Here is a 22,504-nt window from a genome sequence, read left to right on the forward strand (position 1 = left end):
CATCCAACTACTTTTAACTTACATACGTCGTCATGATCTGTTCGATCCACGCCATAAACAGCTGCACCCGTCGTGCCACGTTCCGACGATGTGGATATACCAGCGACACGGGCATCGGCTCAGCGCGATACTTCGGAAGAATTTCAATCAGGCGACGATCTTTAAGATGGGATTTCACGCCGACGGACGGAACTTGGATGATTCCAAGTTCCGCTAAACAACCGGCAAGATAGGCGTCGCTGTTGTTGACCGTTACCACCCCTTGCATCTCGACGGTCGCATAGCGTTGACCATCGAAGTGCTCAAAGCCATCGGGTTTTGTGCCAAGGATAGGAACGTAGTGAATCAGTCGATGATTTTCGAGATCACCGAGCTTTCGCGGCCGACCGTATTGCTTGAGATATTTTGGGCTCGCGCAGTTGATAATCGTGAATTGTCCCAACCGCTTCGCAATCAATCCAGAATCGGCAAGTTTGCCGACGCGGATCACGCAGTCGAAACCTTCATGGACCAAGTCCACCCGCCGATCGATGGAACTCAGCTCGACCTCGATACCCGGATGCCTTGCGAGAAACTCGGGCAATTTTGGAATGACTAGATTCTTGGCGATGCCGCTCGACATATCGACGCGAATCCGGCCGGTCACATGCGCCGCGCCGCGTTGAAACATCGACTCTATGTCGCCGACATCGGCGAGTAAATCACGGCAGCGTTCGTAGAACGCCATTCCATCCTGTGTTGTTTGTACCTTGCGCGTCGTTCGGTGCAGCAGGCGCGCACCCAGCTGCGCTTCGAGTTGTTGCACAGCTGTCGACACGTTCGCCTTCGGCATGCCGAGCACTTCGGCGGCACGTGTGAAACTCGCGAGTTCGGCGACCTGCACGAAGATCCGCATCGCATCCAATCTATCCATGCGCCCCCCTGATTGTTCGTAATCGCTGAACAGTGTTATCAGAAATGGCCGGTTTATCCAAGCGCTCGAAATCGTCATCCTGGCCTCGTCAACTGACTTAACGAACTAGAGGAGGCTCTATGAAAATCGCGATCGTGACCGGCGCTAGCCGCGGACTGGGCAAGAACACGGCGTTAACGTTGGCGCAGAAGGGTATCAGTGTAATTCTGACGTACCATCGCAAACGCGAAGAAGCCGATGAAGCCGTATCGTTGATCGAGCAACACGGCGTAAAAGCGGTGGCGGTACAACTCGACGTTTCTCGGAGCGAATCGTTCGCGGCGTTCGCCGCCGACGTTAAACGCATCCTGAAAGAAAAATGGAATCGCGACAGTTTTGATTTTCTCGTCAACAACGCCGGCATCGGTATCCATGCCGCCATGGCCGAAACTACGGAACAGCAGTTCGACCAGCTGGTGAACATTCATCTCAAAGGCGTTTTCTTCCTCACGCAACGGCTGCTGCCATTGCTGGCCGACGGCGGCCGCATTGTCAATATTTCCACCGGCCTAACCCGCTTCGCGTTACCCGGTTATGCCGCCTACGCCGCGATCAAGGGCGCGGTCGAGGTATTGACGAAATATTTAGCCAAAGAGCTCGGCGCACGCGGTATTGCCGTCAACGTCGTTGCACCCGGCGCGATTGAAACCGATTTCGGCGGCGGCGCCGTGCGCGACAACGAACAACTTAACCACTTTCTCGCTGCGCAAACCGCTCTCGGCCGCGTCGGTGTTCCGGACGATATCGGCGGCGTTATCGCCTCGCTTTTTTCGGAAGACAGCCGCTGGATCAACGCCCAGCGAATCGAGGCGTCGGGCGGGATGTTTTTGTAAGCAACGGACCGAGGCCAATGGCACTGCCTTAACAACTTTCGAGTGGCGCTATTGCCTCTTATCCTCTCTCCCCCGGAGGCGAGGGCTAGGGTATATAAACCGTCGATACGGTGCTCCGCACGTCGTCGTACGTAGTGCCGGGTCTACGGTCACGCAGCACCAGTTTTAGAGTTTATTTTTATAAACCAGGCGATTGCGTCCCGCGGCCTTTGCCGCTTTAAGAGCTCGCTCCGCTGTCGCCATCAGATGCTTGCCGCGCCGGGCGACGGCAATCTGTGCAAACTGCGACGCATTGAAAGTGACTACTCCCATGCAAGCTTCCATATGTAGTTGTGCCAAGCTCTTTTGAATCCGGGCAGCGACGATTTGCACGCCGACGCTATCGGTCTCCGGCAGAATCGCCAAGAACTTGGTGCCTTCATAATGCCGCGAGCTGTCCATCGCGCGGAGCTTGGCACGCAGGTCAATGGCAAACGCGCGCAGCAGCTTGTCTTTAGATGCCCCTATTCTGGCATCGTCATAATCCAGCTCGAGCAGAATTACCGAAAGCGCGTTCGCACTACGGCGAGGCATCGGCGCCGTGGACGCGGTTGATGGCGTGCGACGGCGGCGGTGGGTGAGCACCCTGAGCGCATCGTCGATGCGAGCGCGGTCACGTGCCTTGGTGAAGGGCCGCCCCATCGCGCGTACAAGATAGGCGGCGAATTGTCCGAACATATCCCCCTCCGGAATCGAATACTCTAGCTAGAAGTATAGGCAGGTATCCCGATTGATAGAATTTTCTATTGTTTTAACGCGATTGGCTTGCTGCACTCTCTATTTTTAAATCACTCCGGCCCTAGTTCACTCATATCAGACTCGATTTCCCGCGGTCGTTCTAATAACGATCTATCCCAACCGCCTAAGTTTGCGGCCGCTTCGTACGTACTTTGCATGAACTCAAGCAATAACGTCTCCGGCGAGCGTGCGTTGCGCACGTCGTCGTACGGCAATACATATTGATGAGTGGCGGCGTGATAGAACGCCGCTACCGGCCGAACCGTCGCCGACGAAAAGCCGGCGGGTTCGGGATAAACGTTCGCGTAAAAAAGCGGAAACGAGGCAACGCTCCCGCCTGGCCAGAATCCACAACCACTGACTTCATGCGAATACGCCTCATGCGCAAACCGATCCGGCAGGTTCGTTAGACCACCCGGATGCAACGGCGCGCGCTTGCCCGAAAAGCGTGTGGTGGTGAGATCAAAGCTACCCCAGAAGAAATGTACCGGGCTCGCCTTACCGACGAAGCGCGCCCGAAACTTTTGTAAGACACATGCCGACTGCGCGACGATGCGCCACCAGCACGCAACGACCTCGGGATCGTAGGCCGCGTGCACCTCGTCTTTGTCAAACGGAATCGCGTCTTTAATCTCGTTCGGCTTCATGTGAATACGAACCGCAAGACCGAGCGCTTCGAGCGTTTGCATGAGCTCATCATAAAAATCGGCGACCGAGCGCGCCTTGAGCGTCATCGTCGCATCAGCGCCGTCGCTCGATCGGATGAGCAGATGGTGGTCGACGAAATCGAAATCGATTTGGAATAGCGCGGCACCGTGTGGCATCAACGATGTCGTCAGACCACGTGCGGTTAGATCGAGTGTGGCCTGCCACGAATGATTAAGTGCCGGCACATGTCGTAGGCGAATCTTGCCGACGATTTGCGTCCAGCGATGGAGCGTCTCGCGGGTGTCGTTCCATTCTGCGAATGGCAGACTCGGCCACGGTGCATCTGCAGAAGACATGTTTTCTAGATAGATGGATGTGGTCTCGCAGACTAGCGCGCCGATTTGGGGCGCGCTAGAGGCAAAAGCACGCGGCTGCGGCTAAAGTGTCAGAGTGGAATGACACTTACTTAACTCGACTGTGTTACTAAACTGACCGACCCCGAACTTATTAGCAGGTCCCTTCCCCTTCAGGGGGAAGGACAGGATGGGGGTGGGTTGTGATCGCTACTGCAAAAAAACCCGCCCCACCCCGCCCTCCCCCTGCGGGGGAGGGAGTGGCGGTTGATACGTTTTGGTTTTTGCTTTAAGTAAGTCCCATTGCATTCCACCCTCTTCTATCCAGTCGCCGACAACAACTTCAATCCACCGTAATCACGACCACGCTCATCCACGGCACGTCGATTTGCAACGCACCAGCGGCGAACGATTGGGCAGTAGCGATACGCGCCGGCGGCTGAAATTGCGGACCGGTGCTGAATGCCGTGGGATCCATGCCACGCACGTACTGCCAGGCGGAATAGATACCGCTGTCTTTCCCCTTAAGCCGAATCGTCGCCGTGCGGTCGGTGTCGGTCGATTTGTTGATTAGGATAATTTTCTTGGTGTTGTCGGTCGCATAGACCTCGACATCGGGCAACGTGGTATCGGCGGTGACCAATATCGTACCGTAACGATGCATCCAGGCACCGCCGGTCCATGCCGACAGGCCCCAGTAAGCCGGCAGTCGAACGTGTTGTCCGTTGGGTTGATCGTTGTTGCCGGTGCCATCGGTAATCAAGCCGAGCGGCCCGTTGCTGTCGGAGAACTGATACGCCCGTCCGCCTTGGCGCAATACCTGGCCGATAACCGAAGCAGTGTGTACCAAGTTGCGTGAGGTATAGAACGCATCGGCCCAGCCGTCGTAACGCGGATGATAATTGAACTCGCCGACTTGGATAGCAACGGTGTTCGCGCGAGTACCGAAGGAACTATCGATCTCGGCGCGCAACCACTTCACAGCGTCGGCGTATTGGCCGGTGCGATTGAGGTTGTCGTAATGTGCGCCGTCGCCGTACTTGTGGAAGTCGACGATATCGACGTCGGCATTGGCATTGGCGAAGAACGCGCGGAAGTCGTCAAATTTATAAGTGGCCCATGCGTTCAGCGCCGGTCCGGCAATGGTGAGCGGCCGTGTCGACGCGGTACGCATGGCGCCGACGATCGCGTGGAAGCCGGAGCTGCCGTTGCCGCCGAAAATATAGTTGCTGACACCGAAGTCGTTGTCCGGTTCGTTACCGATGACGTAGTAATCCACCGGCCCGCTGTTTTGGTCGCCGCCATTGTTGAAGTAGCGCACCAGGCTGGCGGCATCGCTCGCGGCGACGTCGTTATCGTTGGTCGATCCGCCGATCGCGATCATCGGCGTACCGCTGATCGCCTTGATGGCGTTGATGTAGGCCGTGCCGTCGTTGCCGCCGTGAAGCCCACCGGCGGAAGAACCGACCTGGCCATCGTGGTAATACAGCGGGATGCGCCAAACTAACGGGCCAAGGTCCTGCAAGTATTGCCGCCACAGCGGCTGGTCCGGACCTTTGATGAGATTGGTACCGCCATCGGCAAACGTCGAGATGCACGAACCGAGCGATAGCGGCGATAACGATTGCAGCGGCGCCGTAAAATCGATCTGCACGTTGCTCGGCGGCAGTACCGCCGCAAACGTCGCAATCACGTTGCGCGCGGCCGTCATGACGACGGTGCAGGTGGCGCTCACGCCCGCGCACGCCCCACCCCAGCCACTGAAGCTGTAACCGCTCGCTGGTATGGCGCTGAGCGTAACGCTCGTGCCAACCGCATAAGTGGCGCTACAGGTCGCACCACAATTAATACCGGCCGGAACGGAGCTGACAGTGCCGGATCCCGAGCGTGCGACGGTTAACGCAACGGCCGTAGGGCCGTAAATATCGACTTCGGTCAAGCTGTTCCAGTTATTCGATGTATTGCCGTGACCCACGTAGCGCACATAACGCGCTTGCACGAAGGCGAATTCGAATCGTTCTTGCGCGAGCGTTTGACCGCCGCTCTGCCCGCTGAATACCGTGGTCCAAATGGAACCGTTGCTCGAGACTCTCAAGTCGAAACGGGCTTGGCGCTCCGTACCTTTGTAAAAGCCAATTGCAACGGCGTTGATGGTTTTGATTGCGCCAAGATCAAATCGAATCCATTGGCCATCGCCACCGGCGGCCCAACGAGTGGTCAAATTGTTGTCGAGCGTGTTCGCCGGGACGTTACCGTCGTTGGAACTGGCCGTCACCGCTCTGACGGGAAGACCATCGGCAGCGAAGGCATAGTTGCTCAATACTGATAAAACGAGTGCAAGAAAAATAGCGGGCAAGAAAATAGTTGTTATCCGTTGTGTAGACATAAGTCCCATCCATTCTTATTAGATCGTGTGCGAAACCCAAGGTCGGTGCGATTACGCCGCGTAAACGCGCTCTGTCGAAGAGCGTAGCGTACACAGAAAAAGTGGATGCGAGTGCATCTATAGACTTTCGTATAGGTGGGAAACCGATGATGCGCCTCGGCTTTTACTTTAAGTAAGTGCCATTCCGCTCCGACGCATTTAGTTGGCTTACCTCTGCTAGCTGGTTCTAATTTTTTGTACTCTTTCGCCATTCAGAATATTTTTTATGGACGGTAACCTTCAGTATTACGAGGGCAGGTGATCGACAACGGATACGACACCAGAACGCTGACGAATATGCGTCTACAAAATTTCAAAGATCACGGACACAGTCGCGTGAGAACGGCTACGTTGCATCGTTTGAGATCACGATCTGTTCTCTATTATTCTCTCGCGGCACCTTTGTGCCTTGATCCCACCGCTGCAAGCAGCCACCATCGCGCAATATTTAAAATCACATAGGGAGGTATAATGCGCAGGCAAGCGTCTTTCTGTTCAAATCCCCGAAGGCCATCATGCGACTGATTCGCCGAAAAGTCGGTGAGGTTATCCATATTGCGCCCACCGCAAAAGTCACAACGTTATTCAGCCCATCCGCTTCGCTCCGTCCAATCGTCGTTCATATCCTGGAGGCTGCGAACAAAGAAGTTTGCGTAGGAATAGAGATGGATGAACATTGGTTAATTCATCACATAGAGCCGCAGGAATGAGGCTGAAGGCGGTTGGCGGAACTTTTATATTTGCACCGCAATAACTTTCAACCACCACGAAACAGCAAGGCCCGGCAACGATGCCGGGCCCGCTTCGGTTTACTCGCAAATCACGACTAGAATCCGCACAGACGCCAGTGCTGCAAGACGGCGCCGCCGACCATGACAACTAGTCTTGTACGGTCAAAAACGTCAATTCTGTCGTTACCTTATTGCCCACATTGTTGATCACGAATACGCCAACCTGATACTCCGTACCAGGCACCACCCACTCGGCCGGCGCCTGAAACGTCGTTTGGTTGCCGGGAACGTCGACCGTGAGCTTGCGCCCATTAGCTTTATTCTGAAGTTCAACAATATAAGACGCGGCACCCACAACCGGCGACCATGTGATGGTCAGTGCATGACGCGACACGTAACTGTCGGGGATGGGAGACGTGATAACAACCGGGGCCGGCATTTTGTGACTCAATTTGGCGGTGCCATACAGCCACTGGCCACTAACCGACTCGGCGATAAAGACGTAAATGCCCTTGGGGTAAGCCACCAACGTTTTCTGTATGTCCGGCGATTCGGGCGACTCAATGATAATTTCGCGGCCGCCGATATTGCGGCCATTTTTGGGCGACTTGAACTCGTAGACCAGCTTGCCATCCGGCGCGAACAGCCAAAAGCGCTTTAGGCCCTCGTCGCCACCCGTGGCGGTCACGACCACTTCGGTATCGCCGTCGGTGGAGTTCTGTTCGAGGAAGATCTCAGCGATGCTAAGCTGGGCCACCTGGTCCTGGTGGTAAAGCTGGTGTAGCAACGAGCCGAAAAGTTCGACATCATCGGTCGCCCAGGCCGGCGCCTGTATAACGATGCTGGACAACAGCGCAAGCGCGAACAGGAATCGTTTTAACATTGTTATCTCCTCGTTGGTTAATAGCGAATAGACGGCAACAACAAGGGGAAATTAAACGACGCAACTGAAGATTGGCTGAGAACTGAGGATCCGAATTTAGGAGCTCAGTAAATCTTAAGGTTCGGCTGATAGTTATACAGCCGACGACCGCTATAACAATATGAAACTGCTGATCGCTGAAGATTCGCCGCGGCTACGAACATCGCTGACGCTCGGGTTGACCAAGCTCGGCTACGCCGTCGATGCCGTCGCCAACGGACGCGAAGCGCTGCGGTTCATCACCGGCGCCGACTACGACTTGATCGTGCTCGACATCATGCTGCCGGAGCTCGATGGCTTGACGGTGCTGCAGCAACTGCGCGCACGCCATATTAAAACGCATGTACTGATACTGTCGGCCAAGGATCAGGTGCAGGATCGCATCAGCGGCTTGCAGCTCGGCGCGGACGATTATCTCGTCAAGCCATTCTCGTTCGACGAGCTGCAGGCGCGCATCGCCGCCTTGCTGCGGCGTACCTATGACAAAAAATGCCCACTGCTTAAATTGGGCGAGCTCGAATTCAATACCGCCCTGAAGGAGCTGCGCTTGGCCGGCGCGCTGATCAAGCTGACGCCACATGAGCTGTCGCTGCTGGAGTATTTGATGATGAATCGCGGCCGCGTTCTCGATTACGATCAGCTCGTCCGCAAACTCTATAACAGCGATTCGCCGGTGAGCCGTAACGCCATCGAGGTGCACGTGTCGTCGTTGCGAAAAAAGCTGAAGGCGTACGGCGCCGATGACGTGATAAAAACGCGACGCGGCTTTGGCTACTACGTGGATGCCCACTAACCGCCAGCGGCAGCCATCGATCGAGCAGCGCCTGCGGCGGCTGACGATCGCCGGTGTCGGTACGGTCCTGCTAATCGCCGGCGGCGCGCTAGATTATTTCGTGGTGGATTGGATCAGCAGCGAATTCGATCGTACTCTGTTGGCGAAAACGCGGGCGCTGATCACACTCACGAAGCAACACGGCGATGAAGTCGAGTTGGATTTCGCCGACGAGTTCATGCCGGAATTCGAGACCTCGTCGAACCCGGAGTACTTTCAGCTCTGGTTGAAAGACGGCAGCGTGCTCGAACGCTCGCGGTCATTAAAATCCAACGACCTCGCGCATACCGGCGACCGTCCGCTCGGAGAGCGCTTTTCCGACCTGACACTGCCCGATGGTCGTGCCGGTCGCGCGATCGAAGTCGTTTTTCTGGCGCAGATCGACGACAAAGAGGCGCGCGAGGTTACCGGGATGCCGTGGCAACAGCGCATGACGTTGGTGGTGGCACGCGAACGCGAATCGCTCGACCGTTCGTTGCTCATGAAACAACTGTCGTTGCTCGCCGCCGTTATCGTCATCATTGCCGGAGTTGCCTGGGTGGTGAAACACGCGGTTAAAAAAGGACTACGGCCGTTGCACGACGTCGGCGAGCAACTACGTCAGTTCGACGCGACACTCTTAAGTAGTCGCCTCGCGGTTGACACGCCGCGCGAGCTGCGACCGGTGATCGAGCAGTTTAACGACCTGTTGGAGCGATTGGAGTTTTCGTTTCAACGCGAGCAGCGCTTCACCGCCGACGTCGCTCACGAGTTGCGTACGCCGGTCGCCGAATTACACAACCTTGCCGAGGTCGCGGTCCGCTGGCCCGACGATCGCGAGCTGTTGGCGAATTTCTTTCAGGACGTGCTTGGCGCGAGCCGGCAGATGCAGCGCACCATCAATAATCTGCTGGCGTTGACGCGGTGCGAGAAGCGCAATTTTTTGACGTTGGATTATCAGGCCTTGGAATTGTCCGATCTGCTGGATGGCGCGTGGCTGCGAGTACGAAAGGAAGCGCAAACGAAACAACTTCGTTACCGCCGGCTCGGGCCGACGGCTTGTCGTTGCCAAGTTAGCGTCACCGAAATCGAGCTAATACTCAACAATCTGTTCTCTAACGCCGTCGCTTACAGTCGGCCGGATAGCGAAATAACCGCTTCGATCACGGTTCAATCAGACGACGTCACATTGACGCTGAGCAATACCGCCGAGCATTTGCTGCGGGCCGATCTCGCCAAGATGTTTGATCGCTTATGGCGCAAAGATCCGGCGCGCACCGGCGAGCACCATGCCGGCTTAGGGTTAACGCTGGTGAAAGCGTACGCGCAAATACTGCAACTGAATGTGACAACGGGCTTAAGTGATCACGGCGTTTTTAGTATTTCGATTAACGGCCTGCGCCAGGTCGCGAGCGACCCGCTGACAACGCCCGGCAATAAGCCGGGCGTTGCATGACACGACTGGGTTGCTACGCGTTTATGAATGACGATGTCACCGCTTCCCGCCAGAAGCTGAGGACCCACGTTAGCATTTCGCCCAGCCATCGTGTTTTCCGTTATCGCGGGGCTTTCAAATAACTCCATGCAAGACCCGGCGCGGGTTTTGATAGGTGGTCAGCTACCGGAGAACGGCGATATCATCGACGTTGCTGGGAACGAAATCCGATTTCTTCAAACAGCGAGACAGGAAGGTCCAGATGGGTAAGCTAGTCATTCGATGCCGCGGCAAAATCGTCGGCGAAGTGAATTTGAAACAGGGCAGCATGAAGATCGGCCGCAGAACGGGGGATATCGTGCTCGACGATCCCGCGGTCAGCGGCGAGCACGCCGTCCTTACAACCTTCGACAACAAGTCGGCGATATACGACCTCGACAGCACCAATGGAACCTTCGTCGATGGTAAGCGCATAAAAACGCACGAGCTCCTTAACGACCAAACCATCATCATCGGCGAACACTCGCTGCTGTACCGCGCGGAGTCCGCTCCCACCACGATCACCAAACCCGCCGCCGCTCCGGAATACGCCGACCCGGGTTTGACGATGGCGATACAGTTCGCGCACCTGAAGGGAATCGAAGGTAGAGAAAAGGGGAAACGCGTGTCACTGACCAAGGAAAGCGTGACGCTAGACGATCCCGGTGGCAACTCGGCTCGGGTTACGCGTATATCAGACCGTTACCTGCTTGAAGCCGAGGCTGAACCGGGCGCAGTGAAGCTCAACGGCGAACCGATGCCGCCTGAAGGCGTGTTGCTGGAGGATAGCGACATTATTGAAGTCGGCGGGACGAAGTTTCAGTTTCATCTCAAGTAACGGTTTACTGAAAACCTGCTCTACCGATGGTAGCCCGGAGGCGTCCGAGAAAGTGCGGGTAGCCCACGGAGACATTACAAATATTCGGCAAAAGCTGCGAATCTCTCTCCCCACATCCGCTGGATCCTGGCGCAGGCAGGTATGCAGCTCGACGCACAGGCGACGCCGATACGCCTGCTCGGCGCACACGTCGATATCACCGCACGCAAACAGGCCGAGGAAAAAGTCGTGCGGCTCAATCGCGTCTACGGGTGGTGTCCGTATGCACAATGAGCAAGAGCTGTTCCAGGAGGCGTGCCGTATCGCCGTCGTCGCTGGAAAAGTTCGACTCGCGTGGATTGCAACCGTCGAGCCGCAGACGCAACGAAAGGAAAAGCAAATCAATTATCTGGCGCACTACGATTCTCTCACCGGTATCGCCAATCGCACGCTTTTCTGCGAACGCCTGACGCAGCATGTGCGCGCCACCGCCCACGATCAAAGCAGCTTCGCCTTGTGTGTCATCGATCTCGATCATTCGTCGGACCGGCGATGCGCTACTGGTGGAGTTTGCGCAGCGCTTGATCGATAGCGCCAAGAGCGATGATCACGCGGCGCGCCTCGGCGCCGATCGCTTCGTCGTCGTGCTGCCGGAGGCGCGTAACGAACACGACGCCATCAGCACGACCCACCAGATCATCGTGCAGTGTGTCACCCAACCGTTTCAGCTCGCCGACACCGAGCTACACATTGCCGCTAGGGTCGGTATCGCACTCTATCCCAATGACGGTGCCGACACCGACACCTTGTTTCGCAACGCGGAAGCGGCGTTGAAGGAAGCCAAGTCCAGTGGCGAACGTTATCTTTTTTACACGCGAGTGATGACCGAACGTGCCAGTGAGAAGCTGGCCCTCGAGAGTCGCTTGCGGCGCGCCACCGAGAACCATGAATTTGCGCTGCATTACCAGGCGAAGGTCGATGCAATGACTCGCAACGTCACCGGCGTCGAGGCCTTGATTCGCTGGATCGATCCGTAGTCTTTTTGGTCTCCGCTCCCCTGCTATCTTTAGAAAATGCAAATTGAAAGTGTTAACCAAATTTACCAAGCAAGGACGTGGCTCGTCCCCGAGAATACTTGCCATCATGTCTTCTACTAAACCCGAATCACCGTGCATCCGCCGATGCACACTCGACCCCGAAACCGACATTTGCCTCGGGTGCTATCGCACACTTCAAGAAATTCTGGGTTGGCAGAATTACTCCACCGATCAAAGGCTAGCGGTACTCGAAAAACTTGCGGATCGAAAAAATACCTACGCGCTCAAACGCAGAATGTTGCGGTCGCAAAAGGATTTGAAATAGTTACCCGATATAAAATGGGTTGGAGTCGAACGGCACTTACTTAAAGCAAAAGCCGAAGCCTATCCGCCGATACTCCCCCCCCTTGCGGGAGAGAGTCTGGGAGAGGGGTGATATCACCTTGATAAGGGTCCCCCTCTCCCGCAAGGGGAGAGGGAACGCTGCTGTTATGACGGTGAATCAATTTTAAGTAAGTGCCATTTCACTCCGACCTCTTTAGCTCGCAAAAGTAATAACGATTGCCATGAGTGGTCTGTAAAAGGTCTAAGTGATTTTTATCTTTTACGTTGACGAAGCAAGCAACCTCCGTATAATCGCGCGCCCTATGAATACACATACAAACAAATTTTGCATAGCAGCCGCGTTTGCGAGCCGACGACTCGCGCGCGTTGCGTCTGCGATCGAACAAGGTGATGCGCTGCATCATCGTGACGGCATCTATTTGCCCGATTGCATGGACGCCATGACGTAAACCTTCCCGATATTTTGGCTGGAAGGCGCGCAGGTGTTGCCTTCCGGCCAGGATAAAGAACCCTGGTCGCGGCAACGCACCAGGGTTTTTTGTTGCCTGAAATATTTAGGCCCGTTAGCTCAACGATAGAGCAGCTGCCTGTCGAGCAGCAGGTCGCGGGTTTGACTCCCGTACGGGCCGCCAAGTCTTTGCGATGTATGCCTGTAGCTCAGTTGGAAGAGCACCTGAATACGAATCAGGAGGCCGGGAGTTCGAATCTCTCCAGGCGTACCAAGCTTTGGCGCGATGTGGTGTCGCGCGAAATGAGTTGAGAAGGCTGCATCCGTTCGGCGGCTCCGGTTCAAACGGCCGGTCCTGTGCGCCAATGCTTAGGCAACGATTGCACGGCGTATACAGAACGAATGTAAGCGTTTCGACACAGAGATAGCTCAGTAGGTTAGAGCACCGATCTCATAAATCGGCTGTCGCGGGTTCAACTCCCGCTCTCACCAGCTTTGAAAGCTGACGTTGGAAAAGGCGAAAGCCGAGGTGGTTCGACTCCACCATAGTCGTAAAGCAGTGGCCGGGAGCATTCCGGTGAAAGCTGTGAGCGAGAGCAGTCGGCTCGGGAAGCAGCGATCACAGCGCTGATGCCGTCTTGAACGCGGCGCAACCGCGACACCGGCGAGCGCAAGGTGTTGCACTGAAGACGATGGTCAGAATCGGGAGGGTTCATTTATCGATGGAGGTGCGACACCAAGCGCAAGCACGATGCGCGGCCCCGTCGCGATCCGCGATGTCGGCGTGGGGTGCTCCCACTTTTTTATCCCCTCGCCTTCCGCGAGAGGGCAAGAGGAGATGAAGCATGAAAACGTAACGGCGTCGGTGTGGCGACTTGAAGCGAACGCTTCGAGTACCGAGTGAGAAACGAGCCACGCAATCAATCGTGTCACAAAGGAGAACAACAATGTTGGGTATTAAGCGCGTAGTGATCGCGCAGCACGAGCGTGGTCTGATCCTGAAGGACCGTAGCATCGTGAAGGTGTTGGAACCGGGCGTGTACTGGATCATGGACCTTATGGGCCGTGTGAAGGTCGAGCTGTATGACATCTCCGTTCCGGAATTCGAACACCCGCGGGCCGATGTACTGGTGAAGGACATGGCCGTGCTGTGTGCGGAGTACTTTCAGGTGATCGAGCTCGGTGAGCGCGAGGTTGGCTTGGTTTACAAGAACGGTAAGCTGACTAGTGTTCTGGCGCCGGCGATCCGTAAGTTGTACTGGCGCGGTCCGGTCGATGTCCGTATCGAAGTCGTGAAGATCGACACCGACTACGAAGTGCCGCGTGACAAGGTCGCGTTGGTCGCGCGTGCGCGTGCGGGCGAGTTGTTGAAAGCGGTGACCGATGCGGTGTACCCGGTCGAAGTGGCGGAGCAGTTCATCGGTATGTTGTTTGTCGACGGTGAGCTGATCAAGACCTTGAAGCCGGGGTTGTATGCGTTCTGGAAGTTCAACCGCAACATCAAGGTTGAGCAGGTCGACACCCGTGTGCAGACCATGGAAGTCCAGGGTCAGGAAATTTTGACCAAGGACAAGGTCAGCCTGCGTGTGAACCTGTCGGGTGCGTACAAGATCATCGATGCGGTGAAGGCGCGTAAGGATCTCGCCGACTTCAGCGGTTACCTGTACCGCGAGTTGCAGTTCGCGCTTCGGCAAGCGATCGGTACTCGCACCTTGGACGCGTTGTTGGGTGACAAGGGCGAGATCGATCGCGTGATCTACGAGGACGTGCGCGGCAAGGTTGCCGAACATGGTATCGAGGTGAAGAGCGTAGGCGTCAAGGACGTGATCCTGCCGGGCGAGATGAAGACCATCTTGAACCAGGTAGTGGAAGCGGAAAAGGCGGCGCAGGCGAACATCATCAAGCGCCGCGAGGAAACCGCCGCAACCCGTTCGCTGCTCAACACCGCGAAGCTGATGGGCGAAAACCCGATCCTCGTGCGCCTGAAGGAGCTGGAAGTGCTCGAGAAGGTGACCGACAAGATCGATAAGCTCACCGTCTTCGGTGGTTTGGAAGGTGTGTTGAAGGACGTGGTGAAGATTAACGTGAGGTCGGAGTAACGGCTAAACGTCGAATTTTTGCTGCGATTGGAAATGAAAAGGGTCCGGTAATTGTGCCGAACCCGCTTTATTGGAGGTGTGCCATGAAAATCAAACCCGAACATCTCGAACATTGGTTTCGAGGTCACGAGTAAACGCAAGAAAGGTTTCCCATCCGAAGCACGCGTTAGGCGCGGCAATCGCGTCGTACACGGTAATAAGGAATTGTTAGAGAAACTCGGACGAAACGACCCATGTCCATGCGGATCCAATCGCAGATTTCAAAAAGTGCTGCATGCTGACTGATCAATTCGATGGATCAGACAGGGGTTACTTCTTTAGATAGTAAGTAAGAACAAAGGGGTTGGGTAGTCACTCCAACCCCTTTAGCTGCTCGAAACGAAAAGGGCCCGGCAATGGTGTCGGGCCCGCTGGCTTTTTTATTAATCGATCGGCACGACGTGATAACGCCGGCCACCTATTTTCAAATCCTTCCATTGCGGCGTGACAAGCTTGAAGTTTCCGAGCGCCAGCGCTCCTTCGATATCTTCATTCCGCAGGTCGATGTCGCCGATGCGTTTCCACGTCGCTTTATCTCTGCTAAAGACCGACGCACTCCATCCAGAGCCCACCAATATCTCTAAGTCACCGTCACCATCGAGATCAACCGAAAAAACTTTACATGCTTTTTCTTTGGCTTGGCGCCCGCATGATGGAACGATTGCCGCGGTGTATTCGAAAGTATTGCGATTGGCTTTAAGGAATTCGATAAAACTGGGATCGATGACCGCCCCCGCCGGCACGACAACTAATCGTCGCACCATTTCGTCGACGCCGACATTAACAGGACTGATGTCCCACCGATTCTCCATCGCCAAAGCGGCGGCGGCACGCTCATGCAGAACGTCCTTATCCGCGTGCGTCTGGTTTTGCAATAACGCCGTCAATGCATCGTGGCCCGGCTTGCCCAGCGAAAAGCGCAAATAAGCGTAATCGAAATCGGTCGCGCGGGTACGTCCGTCCATAAGCCGAGCGATTTGGCTGTTCAGGGAAATTTTGTACGGGCTCAGCGCTGGACTCAGCAGCAACAACAAAACGCCAAGGCAGACGAGCGCCATGCGCAGGTTCGTCTTGCCGATCGCATGCATCCACGGCCCACGACGCCACGCTGCTGCTGCATAGCCCACGCCGTATAGCAGACCCAACACCGCCACTGTCACCGCCCAAACGCGCTCGACCGACCAACCATGCTGCGAAATTCGAATACTCAGACCGTAGATGCCGAGCGACGCCAGCGCGATGAGTGTCACTACGGCGACACGCAGCATGTTGCGCAACAGCAGCGGATATGGCGGTGGTGTCTCGCCATCTTGATAGGCAGCGTTATAGAACTTAATCAAAAACGCGATCGTCCACAGCATGATCCCGGTCGAGATGCCTGCTTTACCGATATACGACAAACCCTGGAACGGTAACGCAATAAGAAAAATGGCGGCAATGAACGCCACCAGCGGCAGCAACCAGAGGAAGATCCCGAGCACGTGGCGCCGCAAAACAAGAGCGACGTCCTCGCGCGCGGCGACTAGCGTCAACGCACCGCTAAATACAATAGCGCTGACCGGAAGTGAAAACGCCGGCCGAAGAAACAACTCGCGGAAAAAGGTGATGTCGATGAGCAAAAACAGCTGCGCCCACAACAACAGCAACAACCAGAAAACGCCGGTAAAAAGCGCCGCCTCGGCCAAAAAAAATGCGTTTTGCCAGGAATACCGAAACAACGTTCCGTAATGCGTCCAGGTGTTCGTCGCCAGGCGCGCTTGCAGGAACGGTAATGCGATGAACCAGATCACCGCCAGCGCTGTCCAGAACGGAAAATAAGAAAATTCGTCACCGGCAAGCGGCGGCGTAATAGCGCCTTGATAAGCAGCAAGCATAGCGACAACGGCCGCAAACACCGCGAGCGCCAACCCAGCGATATGTCCGCGAAACTTATCAATCAATAAAAGTTGGGCGCTAGTCGGAACAAAGATACCAATGGCGAGAAGTGCCAATAGCCAAACAGGATTGCTTCCGGGCCAGCTTGAGGTCCCCGTCGCCAGGTCGGCGCTACATTGGAGCCAACAAAGCCAACCGCCTTGGACAGCGCCGATGCCTATGACGGCGAGCGTGACTGGAGATACTGCTTTAGGGGACGCCGTCATTATTATGGACCTCGGAAATTGTTATGTAAGTTGGCAATTACGTTGCGCCGAGAATGGTAACACGCGGAAACTTCTAATTTGGTCGGAGCGAGCTGGAGGGGTTGTAATGGCGCTTACTCAAGCGCAAGAGCAGTCACTCAAAATAATTCCATGTAGGGTGGGCAACGCTTTTCTGCCCACGCGGAATTAAAAAGAAACTGAAGCCCGGCGAGGATGAGCTGCAATATCTCGAAGGCTTTATTACCGATATCACCGCACGCAAACAGGCCGAAGAAAAGGCGGTGCGACTCAATGAAAAACTAGATAGGGGTCGGAGTCTGAGGTTTCCCCACATTCCTCAACAACAATTCAACAAGTTACCCGATAACTTCCCGAAAGACAGTGCGTGCATGGCGAGTTTTCTGACACCCTTCGGGTTACCACACCGTGAAGGGAGTCTCCTCACCCTGCACGCCGTCGCCGTATTGCAGAAGTGCTTGTCGGATGTCTTTCAGCAGATGCACGCGGCCCGTACCCGCGTATTACTCGGCGCGGTCGCTGCGCTTATCTGTAGTCGTCGATTGATTCTGATGGAGTTGGCGCGTGCGTGGCCGGGAGCCTCCCGTGTGCGCGCCCCACTGAAGCGTCTCGATCGATTGCTCGGCAATGCGCATCTGATCGAAGAAAGCGAACGCTGCTACGCGGCCATGGCGCGCTGGCTCGTGCGCGGTGATCGGCCGATCCTCGTGATCGACTGGTCCGATCTTAAAACCGATGGGAGCCTGCATCTGCTGCGCGCCGGCATTCCGGTCGGGGGCCGCACGCTCACCGTTCTTGAGACGATCCATCCCGAGCGCGAGAAGAACTCGGCGCGAGTGGAGCGGGCATTTCTGCGTCGATTGAAAGCGTTGCTACCGCCCGCGGTCAAACCGATCCTCGTCACCGATGCCGGTTTCCGGGCACCGTGGTTTCGAGCGGTCACGAAACTCGGTTGGGATTATGTCGGGCGCGTGCGTCACCGCACCTACGTGCAGTTGGCAGAGGACGGCGGGTGGATCACTAACCGTTCACTACATACCGTGGCGCGCCCCCAACCGAAACGTTTTACGGCGGCACGCCTCGTGCGTAATGCGCCGTGGCAATGTGATTTGATCTTGGTGCGAAAGCCCCGTCGCGGGCGTAAGGCGCTCACGCGCCGCGGCCAACGGGCACGCTCACGTCAGAACCTCAAGGCCGCGCAAAGCGCCCGGGAGCCGTGGTTGTTGGCAACCTCGCTCACCGAAGTGAGTCACCCGCAGATCGTGGCCATTTACGCCAAGCGTATGCAGATTGAGGAGAGCTTCCGGGATCTCAAATGCGATCGCTATGGTTGCGCCGTTGGCGACAGCCTTACTCGCCGCGACAAACGACTGGCCGTGTTGTTATTGCTGCACGCGCTCGCCACGTTTGTCGCTTGGCTCAGCGCCCTCACCGGCAATGCGTCGTCGGTGATACGTTACGGCGGCATCGTCAGCCAGCGCCCGCGACGTCACTATTCGTTGCTTCGCATCGGTTGGGAAGCGTTGCGCCAACGATGGACCCAAATCTCAACGCGTGATCTGTGGTGCGTGTTCACGCAGCCACCGCAGTGGTGGCTAGCGGAACTGGGAATTCCGGAATGAATTGTGGGGAAACCTCAGGGTCGGAGTGCAATGGCACTGAGTAATAGCTTCCAGCGCAATACAAATCATTGCGCCCTACATAAGCTGGTTCCAGGTCCGCCCCGCGGTAATTAACACCAGCACGAACATGATGGCGGTGCGGTTTACCGTTCCGCCTAACGTCATCGCGTCGCCCAAACGCGGGAGTCCGCGGAATATTTTATCGGTTAATACGGGATTGCCGGATCGCATGATTGGCTCCTCTTATTATCGATATGGGAGGGAGGAATCGGATCGGATTGCTTCTTTTAGGGACTGAAAACGACAAAGGCTTGTCTCAGGTTCACATGCCCCTATTTCCAGTAGCAAACGCCATTAAGAACAGGCAGACTTTGCTGACTAATAAATAATAAGCCCGATTGGGGGGATAATGAAGACGTTGTCTGTCCGGCATCTCTTGTTTGGTCTGATTTTTACGGTCGCCGCTTGCGGCGGAAGTAGCGACGAAGGTAGCAGTGAAGGTAGCAGCGGCGATTCGCCGGCACAGACACCTACACCGTCCAGTGCATTTCAATCGCTCACCACCGTTCCGATCGGCTCTTTCCAAGATGGTCTCTTTTATAACCCTGAACTCGCCGTCAACGAAGCGGGCAAGACTCTTCTTGTTTACTCAGAAAGTGGTTATCTCTACGGAACGTCTTTCGATGGAACAACCCAAGCTGCAACTATGGAACTCGCGACACCAGGTGAGTACGCACTTTGGACCGGTAAGACACATCAGGTAGTAGTAAACGAAAGTGGCATGGGCGGTGTCGTGTTCCGTGGTGAGCGGAATAGTAACGGCGACCACTTTGGTTTCGCCTATTTTGATGGAAACGCCTGGACCTATTCCACCGTCATGCTAGAAGGGTCAGTCGACCTCAAGATTGCCTTTCCGCATCTCGCCCGCAAATCAAAAATAATTGGAGTCGACAGCCGGGGCGTGGTGTATGTGGCCTTCACTGCCAGCAACAATCATATTAATGTCGCCCGCTTCGACAGTAGCGGTCTTGTCGATATCGATGAGCTTGACGCGTTAGGACTCCTTGCGTACATCGCGGTGAATAAAAACAATGAGGTGATGGTATTGGCAGGAAATGGATCGCAGATATGGAATGGATCCGCTTGGTCCAACCTCGCTCCGCCGCCCGCCCCCTTCGTTTCGGTTGGGACGCTTTTCTTCAATGCGAGCGGCACAGCAGATTACGTTGACCACAACGCAAATATCCTAAGTCACTTTCACTTTGACGGTACATCGTGGACCAGTTTTGCCTCCGACATTGACGGACCCGGAGGCTTCAGTTGGGGCAGCGCAGCGATCACAAACACTGGCACCGCAACGAGTACTTGGCTGGAATCATCCGCGACAAGCGACATAGTATATGGCGCGTACTTCAATGGCGTTAGCTGGAACGCCCCGCAGCCGCTAGATACCAATGCAACGTCCTTTGAGCGGGCACCCGTCTTTGCAGACAACGCGGGACGGTTCCTTGTTATCACCGTCGAAAATCAGACGGAAGACTTCATCGGCTACTACTTCGATGGCACATGGCACGGACCACATTTAATTCAAGCGTGGACGTACGGATCGCTCGATCCGGCGATAGCCATGAATGGTGCAGGCCACCTCGTTATCGCATCTGACAAGGACGGCCACGACAACCTTTCCGTTATTTTTAGTCGCTTCGCCCCTTAAAGCGAAGCCGTGGCTAGCTATTGGACGAACCGGAGCGATGCCCGCTTGATCCTCCGGCCCTTTATCCAACCGCTCGCTAGCGGTTTCCCTTGGCGGCTAATGCTACGCCCGACGATGCCGAGCTTGTCGCTGTGAAAGAGCGCTTTTTGCAGTGGTTGCCGTTGCGGTAACTGCCGGCGGGCGCGTTAGAAATTTCGGTGAGCCACGGGCGCCGGTTTCCAAATAGTCGCGCGATAGCAGCTCGCGTGCAGCACCGATATCGACACCGAATAGAGTGATGAGACCGTCGAACACGAACTCGTACAACCGATCCTGGGCGATGCGATGCGTTTGCCCGGTCGTGGCGAATAGCCAATCGCTGAACGTCAAAAAACGCTCGAATGGTTTGTCGGCGAGCAGCAACGGGCGGGTATGCACGAATCGACCGGAGTTACCGATCATGTCCCAATAGCGGGCGAAGCGTTGCAGCCGTTGCATCGTCGCGAAGTCGATCTCGGCGCTCGACAAGATGTTGTACGGCGGTTGCGGGTTGTAGCGCATGTCGAACGCTTGCGTATGGCGCGCGATGGGAGCGCCGCGCAGGCGCTTTAAAATGCCAACCTGAATCTCGTGCGGCGCCAATTGCACCAGCTTGTCGAAACCTTTTGCGAAACTCTCGACCGTCTCTCCTGGCAGACCCACGATGAGATCGGCGTGCAAATGCGCATGAGTATGCTCGCGTAGCCAACGGATGTTTTCCGCCGCTTTCTCGTTGTTCTGTTTGCGCGAGATATCTTGTTGCACATCCGGGTTGAAGGTTTGAATGCCGATTTCAAACTGCAGGGATCCGGCCGGAAACTTGGCAATCGTTTCTTTGAGCGCATCGGGCAAGTGATCGGGGATCAATTCAAAATGGATGAACGTTCCCTCCGTCATCCGCTCCAAAAAGAATTCCAGAATGCGCAGGCTCGTTTTGATGTTGAGATTGAAGGTGCGATCCACAAACTTGAAATGGCGCACGCCCCGGTCGAACAGCCGCTGCATTTCCGCCAGGAATCGTTCGAGCTGAAACGGCCACGCCGTCTTGTCGAGCGCCGATAAACAAAACTCGCACTTGAACGGACAGCCGCGCGACGCTTCGACATAGATAAGACGATTGGCGACGTCTTTATCGGTGTACTCGCGATATGGAAGAGCCAGGTCTTCCATTTCCGGTACCGGCGCCTGAATGATCTTCTCGGCAGGCCGTTCACCGGCACACAACTTTTTGCAGAGCGCCGCAAACGCCAGGTCCGCTTGGCCCGTAATCACGTAGTCGGCCAGCTGCACGATCCGCTGCTCGTCGCATTCGTAGCTCACCTCCGGCCCGCCGATTATCACGAGCACTTCCGGCCGCACTGTTTTTAGCAGCGCAACCACCTCGGTCGTCTGCACGACGTTCCAGATATACACGCCCAGTCCGATGATCGTCGGGTTGTGTGCGAGCAGCGACTCGACAATATAGATGGGCCGTTGTTCGAGCGTGAACTCAAGAAGCTTCGCATCGGCACGGTGCTCGCCAAGATTGGCCAGCAGATAGCGCAGTCCAAGGGACGCGTGAATGTATTGCGCATTAATAGTGGTGAGAAGGATTGGGCTCATCGCGCTCATGATACGCCATGATTGACATACATTAGCTGTTGGTTCTCGACGACTATCACCGAAGCCGTCATGCCGGTATCACGAATTATCTGTCTAATGGGCGACCGTCAACCATCAAGGAGAAGCGCAATGCCCTACATCGAAGGATTCGTCGCCGCCGTACCGACCACCAACAAGAACGAATTTGCAAACCATGCGAAGGAAATGGCGGGTTATTTTAAAAAGTTAGGCGCGACACGCTGCGTCGAATGTTGGGGCGATGACGTCCCGAAAGGCGTGTTGACAGATTTCTACAGGGCCACGCAGGCACATGAAGACGAGACGCCGGTCTTCAGCTGGATCGAGTATCCGGATAAGAAGACACGCGACGCCGCCAACAAAAAGATGAGCGAAGATTCGTCCATGGCCAACATGCAGATGCCGTTCGATGGCAAGCGTATGTTCTGGGGCGGGTTCGAGCAAATCGTGAACGAGTAGGAATCCGGTATATCGGTTGCGCCCCTCTCGTATAGGAGAGGGGCGCTAAAAAGGGACGCTGCCCAATGGCACTGCTTTAAGCAAATCACTTTATCCATCGGGAAGATAGGAAGAGGGCTGAAACCTCCTCGCGCTATCCTACGGTTGTCGAGTCCGTACAACGATAACCAAAGAGGATCAGCCCCGATGCAGTGTAACAAG

Annotated in this window: 21 protein-coding genes and 3 tRNA genes; 16 read left to right on the plus strand and 8 right to left on the minus strand. The window is 55.7% G+C overall.

Annotation, left to right across the window (positions count from 1 at the left end; translation table 11 throughout):
- Nucleotides 1–13: 13 nt before the first annotated feature.
- The gene (locus tag HY308_01655) at nt 14–913 is read right to left on the minus strand and encodes a LysR family transcriptional regulator (GenBank protein MBI3896983.1); all 900 of its coding nucleotides are present in this window, start codon (nt 911–913) and stop codon (nt 14–16) included.
- 119 nt (nt 914–1,032) lie between these two features.
- Here HY308_01655 and HY308_01660 point away from each other — a divergent pair, with 119 nt between their 5' ends.
- The gene (locus HY308_01660) at nt 1,033–1,785 is read left to right on the plus strand and encodes an SDR family oxidoreductase (protein MBI3896984.1); all 753 of its coding nucleotides are present in this window, start codon (nt 1,033–1,035) and stop codon (nt 1,783–1,785) included.
- A 165-nt stretch (nt 1,786–1,950) separates the two neighbouring features.
- On the opposite strand, the gene HY308_01665 is transcribed toward HY308_01660, so the two are convergent.
- From HY308_01665 to HY308_01680, 4 genes are all read right to left on the minus strand, one after another.
- Nucleotides 1,951–2,502 carry a diguanylate cyclase gene (locus HY308_01665; protein ID MBI3896985.1) on the minus strand — a complete coding sequence of 184 codons (552 nt, stop codon included), beginning with the start codon at nt 2,500–2,502 and terminating at the stop codon, nt 1,951–1,953.
- 110 nt (nt 2,503–2,612) lie between these two features.
- Complete coding sequence (locus HY308_01670; GenBank protein MBI3896986.1) at nt 2,613–3,566, minus strand: hypothetical protein; 954 nt, start codon at nt 3,564–3,566, stop codon at nt 2,613–2,615.
- Nucleotides 3,567–3,906: 340 nt separating this feature from the next.
- Entirely contained in the window at nt 3,907–5,949 is a 2,043-nt protein-coding gene (locus tag HY308_01675; protein MBI3896987.1) for a discoidin domain-containing protein, read from the minus strand.
- 918 nt (nt 5,950–6,867) lie between these two features.
- On the minus strand, nt 6,868–7,602 hold the full coding sequence (locus HY308_01680; protein ID MBI3896988.1) for a fibronectin type III domain-containing protein: 735 nt from the start codon (nt 7,600–7,602) through the stop codon (nt 6,868–6,870).
- A 160-nt stretch (nt 7,603–7,762) separates the two neighbouring features.
- Between HY308_01680 and HY308_01685 the strand changes: the two genes are divergently transcribed.
- From HY308_01685 to HY308_01740, 12 genes are all read left to right on the plus strand, one after another.
- A complete protein-coding gene (locus HY308_01685) occupies nt 7,763–8,434 on the plus strand; it encodes a response regulator transcription factor (GenBank protein MBI3896989.1) in 672 nt (223 codons plus the stop codon).
- Nucleotides 8,424–9,908: a sensor histidine kinase N-terminal domain-containing protein gene (locus HY308_01690; protein ID MBI3896990.1), complete on the plus strand. Its 1,485-nt coding sequence runs from the start codon at nt 8,424–8,426 to the stop codon at nt 9,906–9,908. Before HY308_01685 ends, HY308_01690 begins: the two co-directional genes overlap by 11 nt.
- A gap of 190 nt (nt 9,909–10,098) precedes the next feature.
- A complete protein-coding gene (locus HY308_01695; GenBank protein ID MBI3896991.1) occupies nt 10,099–10,764 on the plus strand; it encodes an FHA domain-containing protein in 666 nt (221 codons plus the stop codon).
- Between the two features lie 262 nt (nt 10,765–11,026).
- The gene (locus HY308_01700) at nt 11,027–11,335 is read left to right on the plus strand and encodes a GGDEF domain-containing protein (GenBank protein ID MBI3896992.1); all 309 of its coding nucleotides are present in this window, start codon (nt 11,027–11,029) and stop codon (nt 11,333–11,335) included.
- A complete protein-coding gene (locus HY308_01705; protein MBI3896993.1) occupies nt 11,262–11,780 on the plus strand; it encodes a diguanylate cyclase in 519 nt (172 codons plus the stop codon). Before HY308_01700 ends, HY308_01705 begins: the two co-directional genes overlap by 74 nt.
- Nucleotides 11,781–11,886: 106 nt before the next feature.
- The gene (locus HY308_01710) at nt 11,887–12,105 is read left to right on the plus strand and encodes a DUF1289 domain-containing protein (protein MBI3896994.1); all 219 of its coding nucleotides are present in this window, start codon (nt 11,887–11,889) and stop codon (nt 12,103–12,105) included.
- 322 nt (nt 12,106–12,427) lie between these two features.
- Entirely contained in the window at nt 12,428–12,574 is a 147-nt protein-coding gene (locus HY308_01715) for a hypothetical protein (protein MBI3896995.1), read from the plus strand.
- A gap of 108 nt (nt 12,575–12,682) precedes the next feature.
- Nucleotides 12,683–12,757: transfer RNA gene (locus tag HY308_01720), tRNA-Asp, on the plus strand.
- A 14-nt stretch (nt 12,758–12,771) separates the two neighbouring features.
- Nucleotides 12,772–12,847: transfer RNA gene (locus tag HY308_01725), tRNA-Arg, on the plus strand.
- Between the two features lie 147 nt (nt 12,848–12,994).
- Nucleotides 12,995–13,065: transfer RNA gene (locus HY308_01730), tRNA-Met, on the plus strand.
- Between the two features lie 455 nt (nt 13,066–13,520).
- Nucleotides 13,521–14,672, plus strand: coding sequence for a slipin family protein (locus tag HY308_01735; protein MBI3896996.1), 1,152 nt, complete (start codon nt 13,521–13,523; stop codon nt 14,670–14,672).
- Nucleotides 14,673–14,774: 102 nt separating this feature from the next.
- A complete protein-coding gene (locus tag HY308_01740; GenBank protein ID MBI3896997.1) occupies nt 14,775–14,957 on the plus strand; it encodes an SEC-C domain-containing protein in 183 nt (60 codons plus the stop codon).
- A gap of 137 nt (nt 14,958–15,094) precedes the next feature.
- Here HY308_01740 and HY308_01745 read toward each other — a convergent pair whose 3' ends face one another.
- The gene (locus HY308_01745) at nt 15,095–16,651 is read right to left on the minus strand and encodes a DUF4153 domain-containing protein (GenBank protein ID MBI3896998.1); all 1,557 of its coding nucleotides are present in this window, start codon (nt 16,649–16,651) and stop codon (nt 15,095–15,097) included.
- A 590-nt stretch (nt 16,652–17,241) separates the two neighbouring features.
- Between HY308_01745 and HY308_01750 the strand changes: the two genes are divergently transcribed.
- Nucleotides 17,242–18,492, plus strand: a complete 1,251-nt coding sequence (locus HY308_01750) for an IS4 family transposase (GenBank protein MBI3896999.1) — start codon at nt 17,242–17,244, stop codon at nt 18,490–18,492.
- 75 nt (nt 18,493–18,567) lie between these two features.
- Here the strand turns inward: HY308_01750 and HY308_01755 are convergent, their stop codons facing one another.
- Nucleotides 18,568–18,723 carry a hypothetical protein gene (locus tag HY308_01755; GenBank protein ID MBI3897000.1) on the minus strand — a complete coding sequence of 52 codons (156 nt, stop codon included), beginning with the start codon at nt 18,721–18,723 and terminating at the stop codon, nt 18,568–18,570.
- Between the two features lie 178 nt (nt 18,724–18,901).
- Between HY308_01755 and HY308_01760 the strand changes: the two genes are divergently transcribed.
- Nucleotides 18,902–20,206 (plus strand): hypothetical protein, encoded by a 1,305-nt coding sequence (locus HY308_01760; protein ID MBI3897001.1) that lies wholly within the window; start codon nt 18,902–18,904, stop codon nt 20,204–20,206.
- 102 nt (nt 20,207–20,308) lie between these two features.
- Here HY308_01760 and HY308_01765 read toward each other — a convergent pair whose 3' ends face one another.
- Complete coding sequence (locus tag HY308_01765) at nt 20,309–21,826, minus strand: DUF4080 domain-containing protein (protein ID MBI3897002.1); 1,518 nt, start codon at nt 21,824–21,826, stop codon at nt 20,309–20,311.
- Nucleotides 21,827–21,955: 129 nt separating this feature from the next.
- On the opposite strand from HY308_01765, the gene HY308_01770 reads away from it, so the two are divergent.
- Nucleotides 21,956–22,303: a DUF1428 domain-containing protein gene (locus HY308_01770; protein ID MBI3897003.1), complete on the plus strand. Its 348-nt coding sequence runs from the start codon at nt 21,956–21,958 to the stop codon at nt 22,301–22,303.
- Nucleotides 22,304–22,504: the final 201 nt, after the last annotated feature.

Source organism: Gammaproteobacteria bacterium (assembly GCA_016199745.1).
GTDB lineage: Bacteria > Pseudomonadota > Gammaproteobacteria > Acidiferrobacterales > Sulfurifustaceae > JACQFZ01.

Excerpts from the sequence above, each read along its gene's own strand:
- HY308_01675 (MBI3896987.1), bottom strand. The coding sequence starts at position 5,949 with ATGTCTACACAACGGATAACAACTATTTTCTTGCCCGCTATTTTTCTT.
- HY308_01710 (MBI3896994.1), top strand. The coding sequence starts at position 11,887 with ATGTCTTCTACTAAACCCGAATCACCGTGCATCCGCCGATGCACACTC.
- HY308_01755 (MBI3897000.1), bottom strand. The coding sequence starts at position 18,723 with ATGCGATCCGGCAATCCCGTATTAACCGATAAAATATTCCGCGGACTC.
- HY308_01680 (MBI3896988.1), bottom strand. The coding sequence starts at position 7,602 with ATGTTAAAACGATTCCTGTTCGCGCTTGCGCTGTTGTCCAGCATCGTT.
- HY308_01760 (MBI3897001.1), top strand. The coding sequence starts at position 18,902 with ATGAAGACGTTGTCTGTCCGGCATCTCTTGTTTGGTCTGATTTTTACG.
- HY308_01715 (MBI3896995.1), top strand. The coding sequence starts at position 12,428 with ATGAATACACATACAAACAAATTTTGCATAGCAGCCGCGTTTGCGAGC.
- HY308_01670 (MBI3896986.1), bottom strand. The coding sequence starts at position 3,566 with ATGTCTTCTGCAGATGCACCGTGGCCGAGTCTGCCATTCGCAGAATGG.
- HY308_01660 (MBI3896984.1), top strand. The coding sequence starts at position 1,033 with ATGAAAATCGCGATCGTGACCGGCGCTAGCCGCGGACTGGGCAAGAAC.
- HY308_01700 (MBI3896992.1), top strand. The coding sequence starts at position 11,027 with ATGCACAATGAGCAAGAGCTGTTCCAGGAGGCGTGCCGTATCGCCGTC.
- HY308_01685 (MBI3896989.1), top strand. The coding sequence starts at position 7,763 with ATGAAACTGCTGATCGCTGAAGATTCGCCGCGGCTACGAACATCGCTG.
- HY308_01750 (MBI3896999.1), top strand. The coding sequence starts at position 17,242 with ATGGCGAGTTTTCTGACACCCTTCGGGTTACCACACCGTGAAGGGAGT.
- HY308_01765 (MBI3897002.1), bottom strand. The coding sequence starts at position 21,826 with ATGAGCCCAATCCTTCTCACCACTATTAATGCGCAATACATTCACGCG.
- HY308_01655 (MBI3896983.1), bottom strand. The coding sequence starts at position 913 with ATGGATAGATTGGATGCGATGCGGATCTTCGTGCAGGTCGCCGAACTC.
- HY308_01690 (MBI3896990.1), top strand. The coding sequence starts at position 8,424 with ATGCCCACTAACCGCCAGCGGCAGCCATCGATCGAGCAGCGCCTGCGG.
- HY308_01735 (MBI3896996.1), top strand. The coding sequence starts at position 13,521 with ATGTTGGGTATTAAGCGCGTAGTGATCGCGCAGCACGAGCGTGGTCTG.
- HY308_01665 (MBI3896985.1), bottom strand. The coding sequence starts at position 2,502 with ATGTTCGGACAATTCGCCGCCTATCTTGTACGCGCGATGGGGCGGCCC.
- HY308_01770 (MBI3897003.1), top strand. The coding sequence starts at position 21,956 with ATGCCCTACATCGAAGGATTCGTCGCCGCCGTACCGACCACCAACAAG.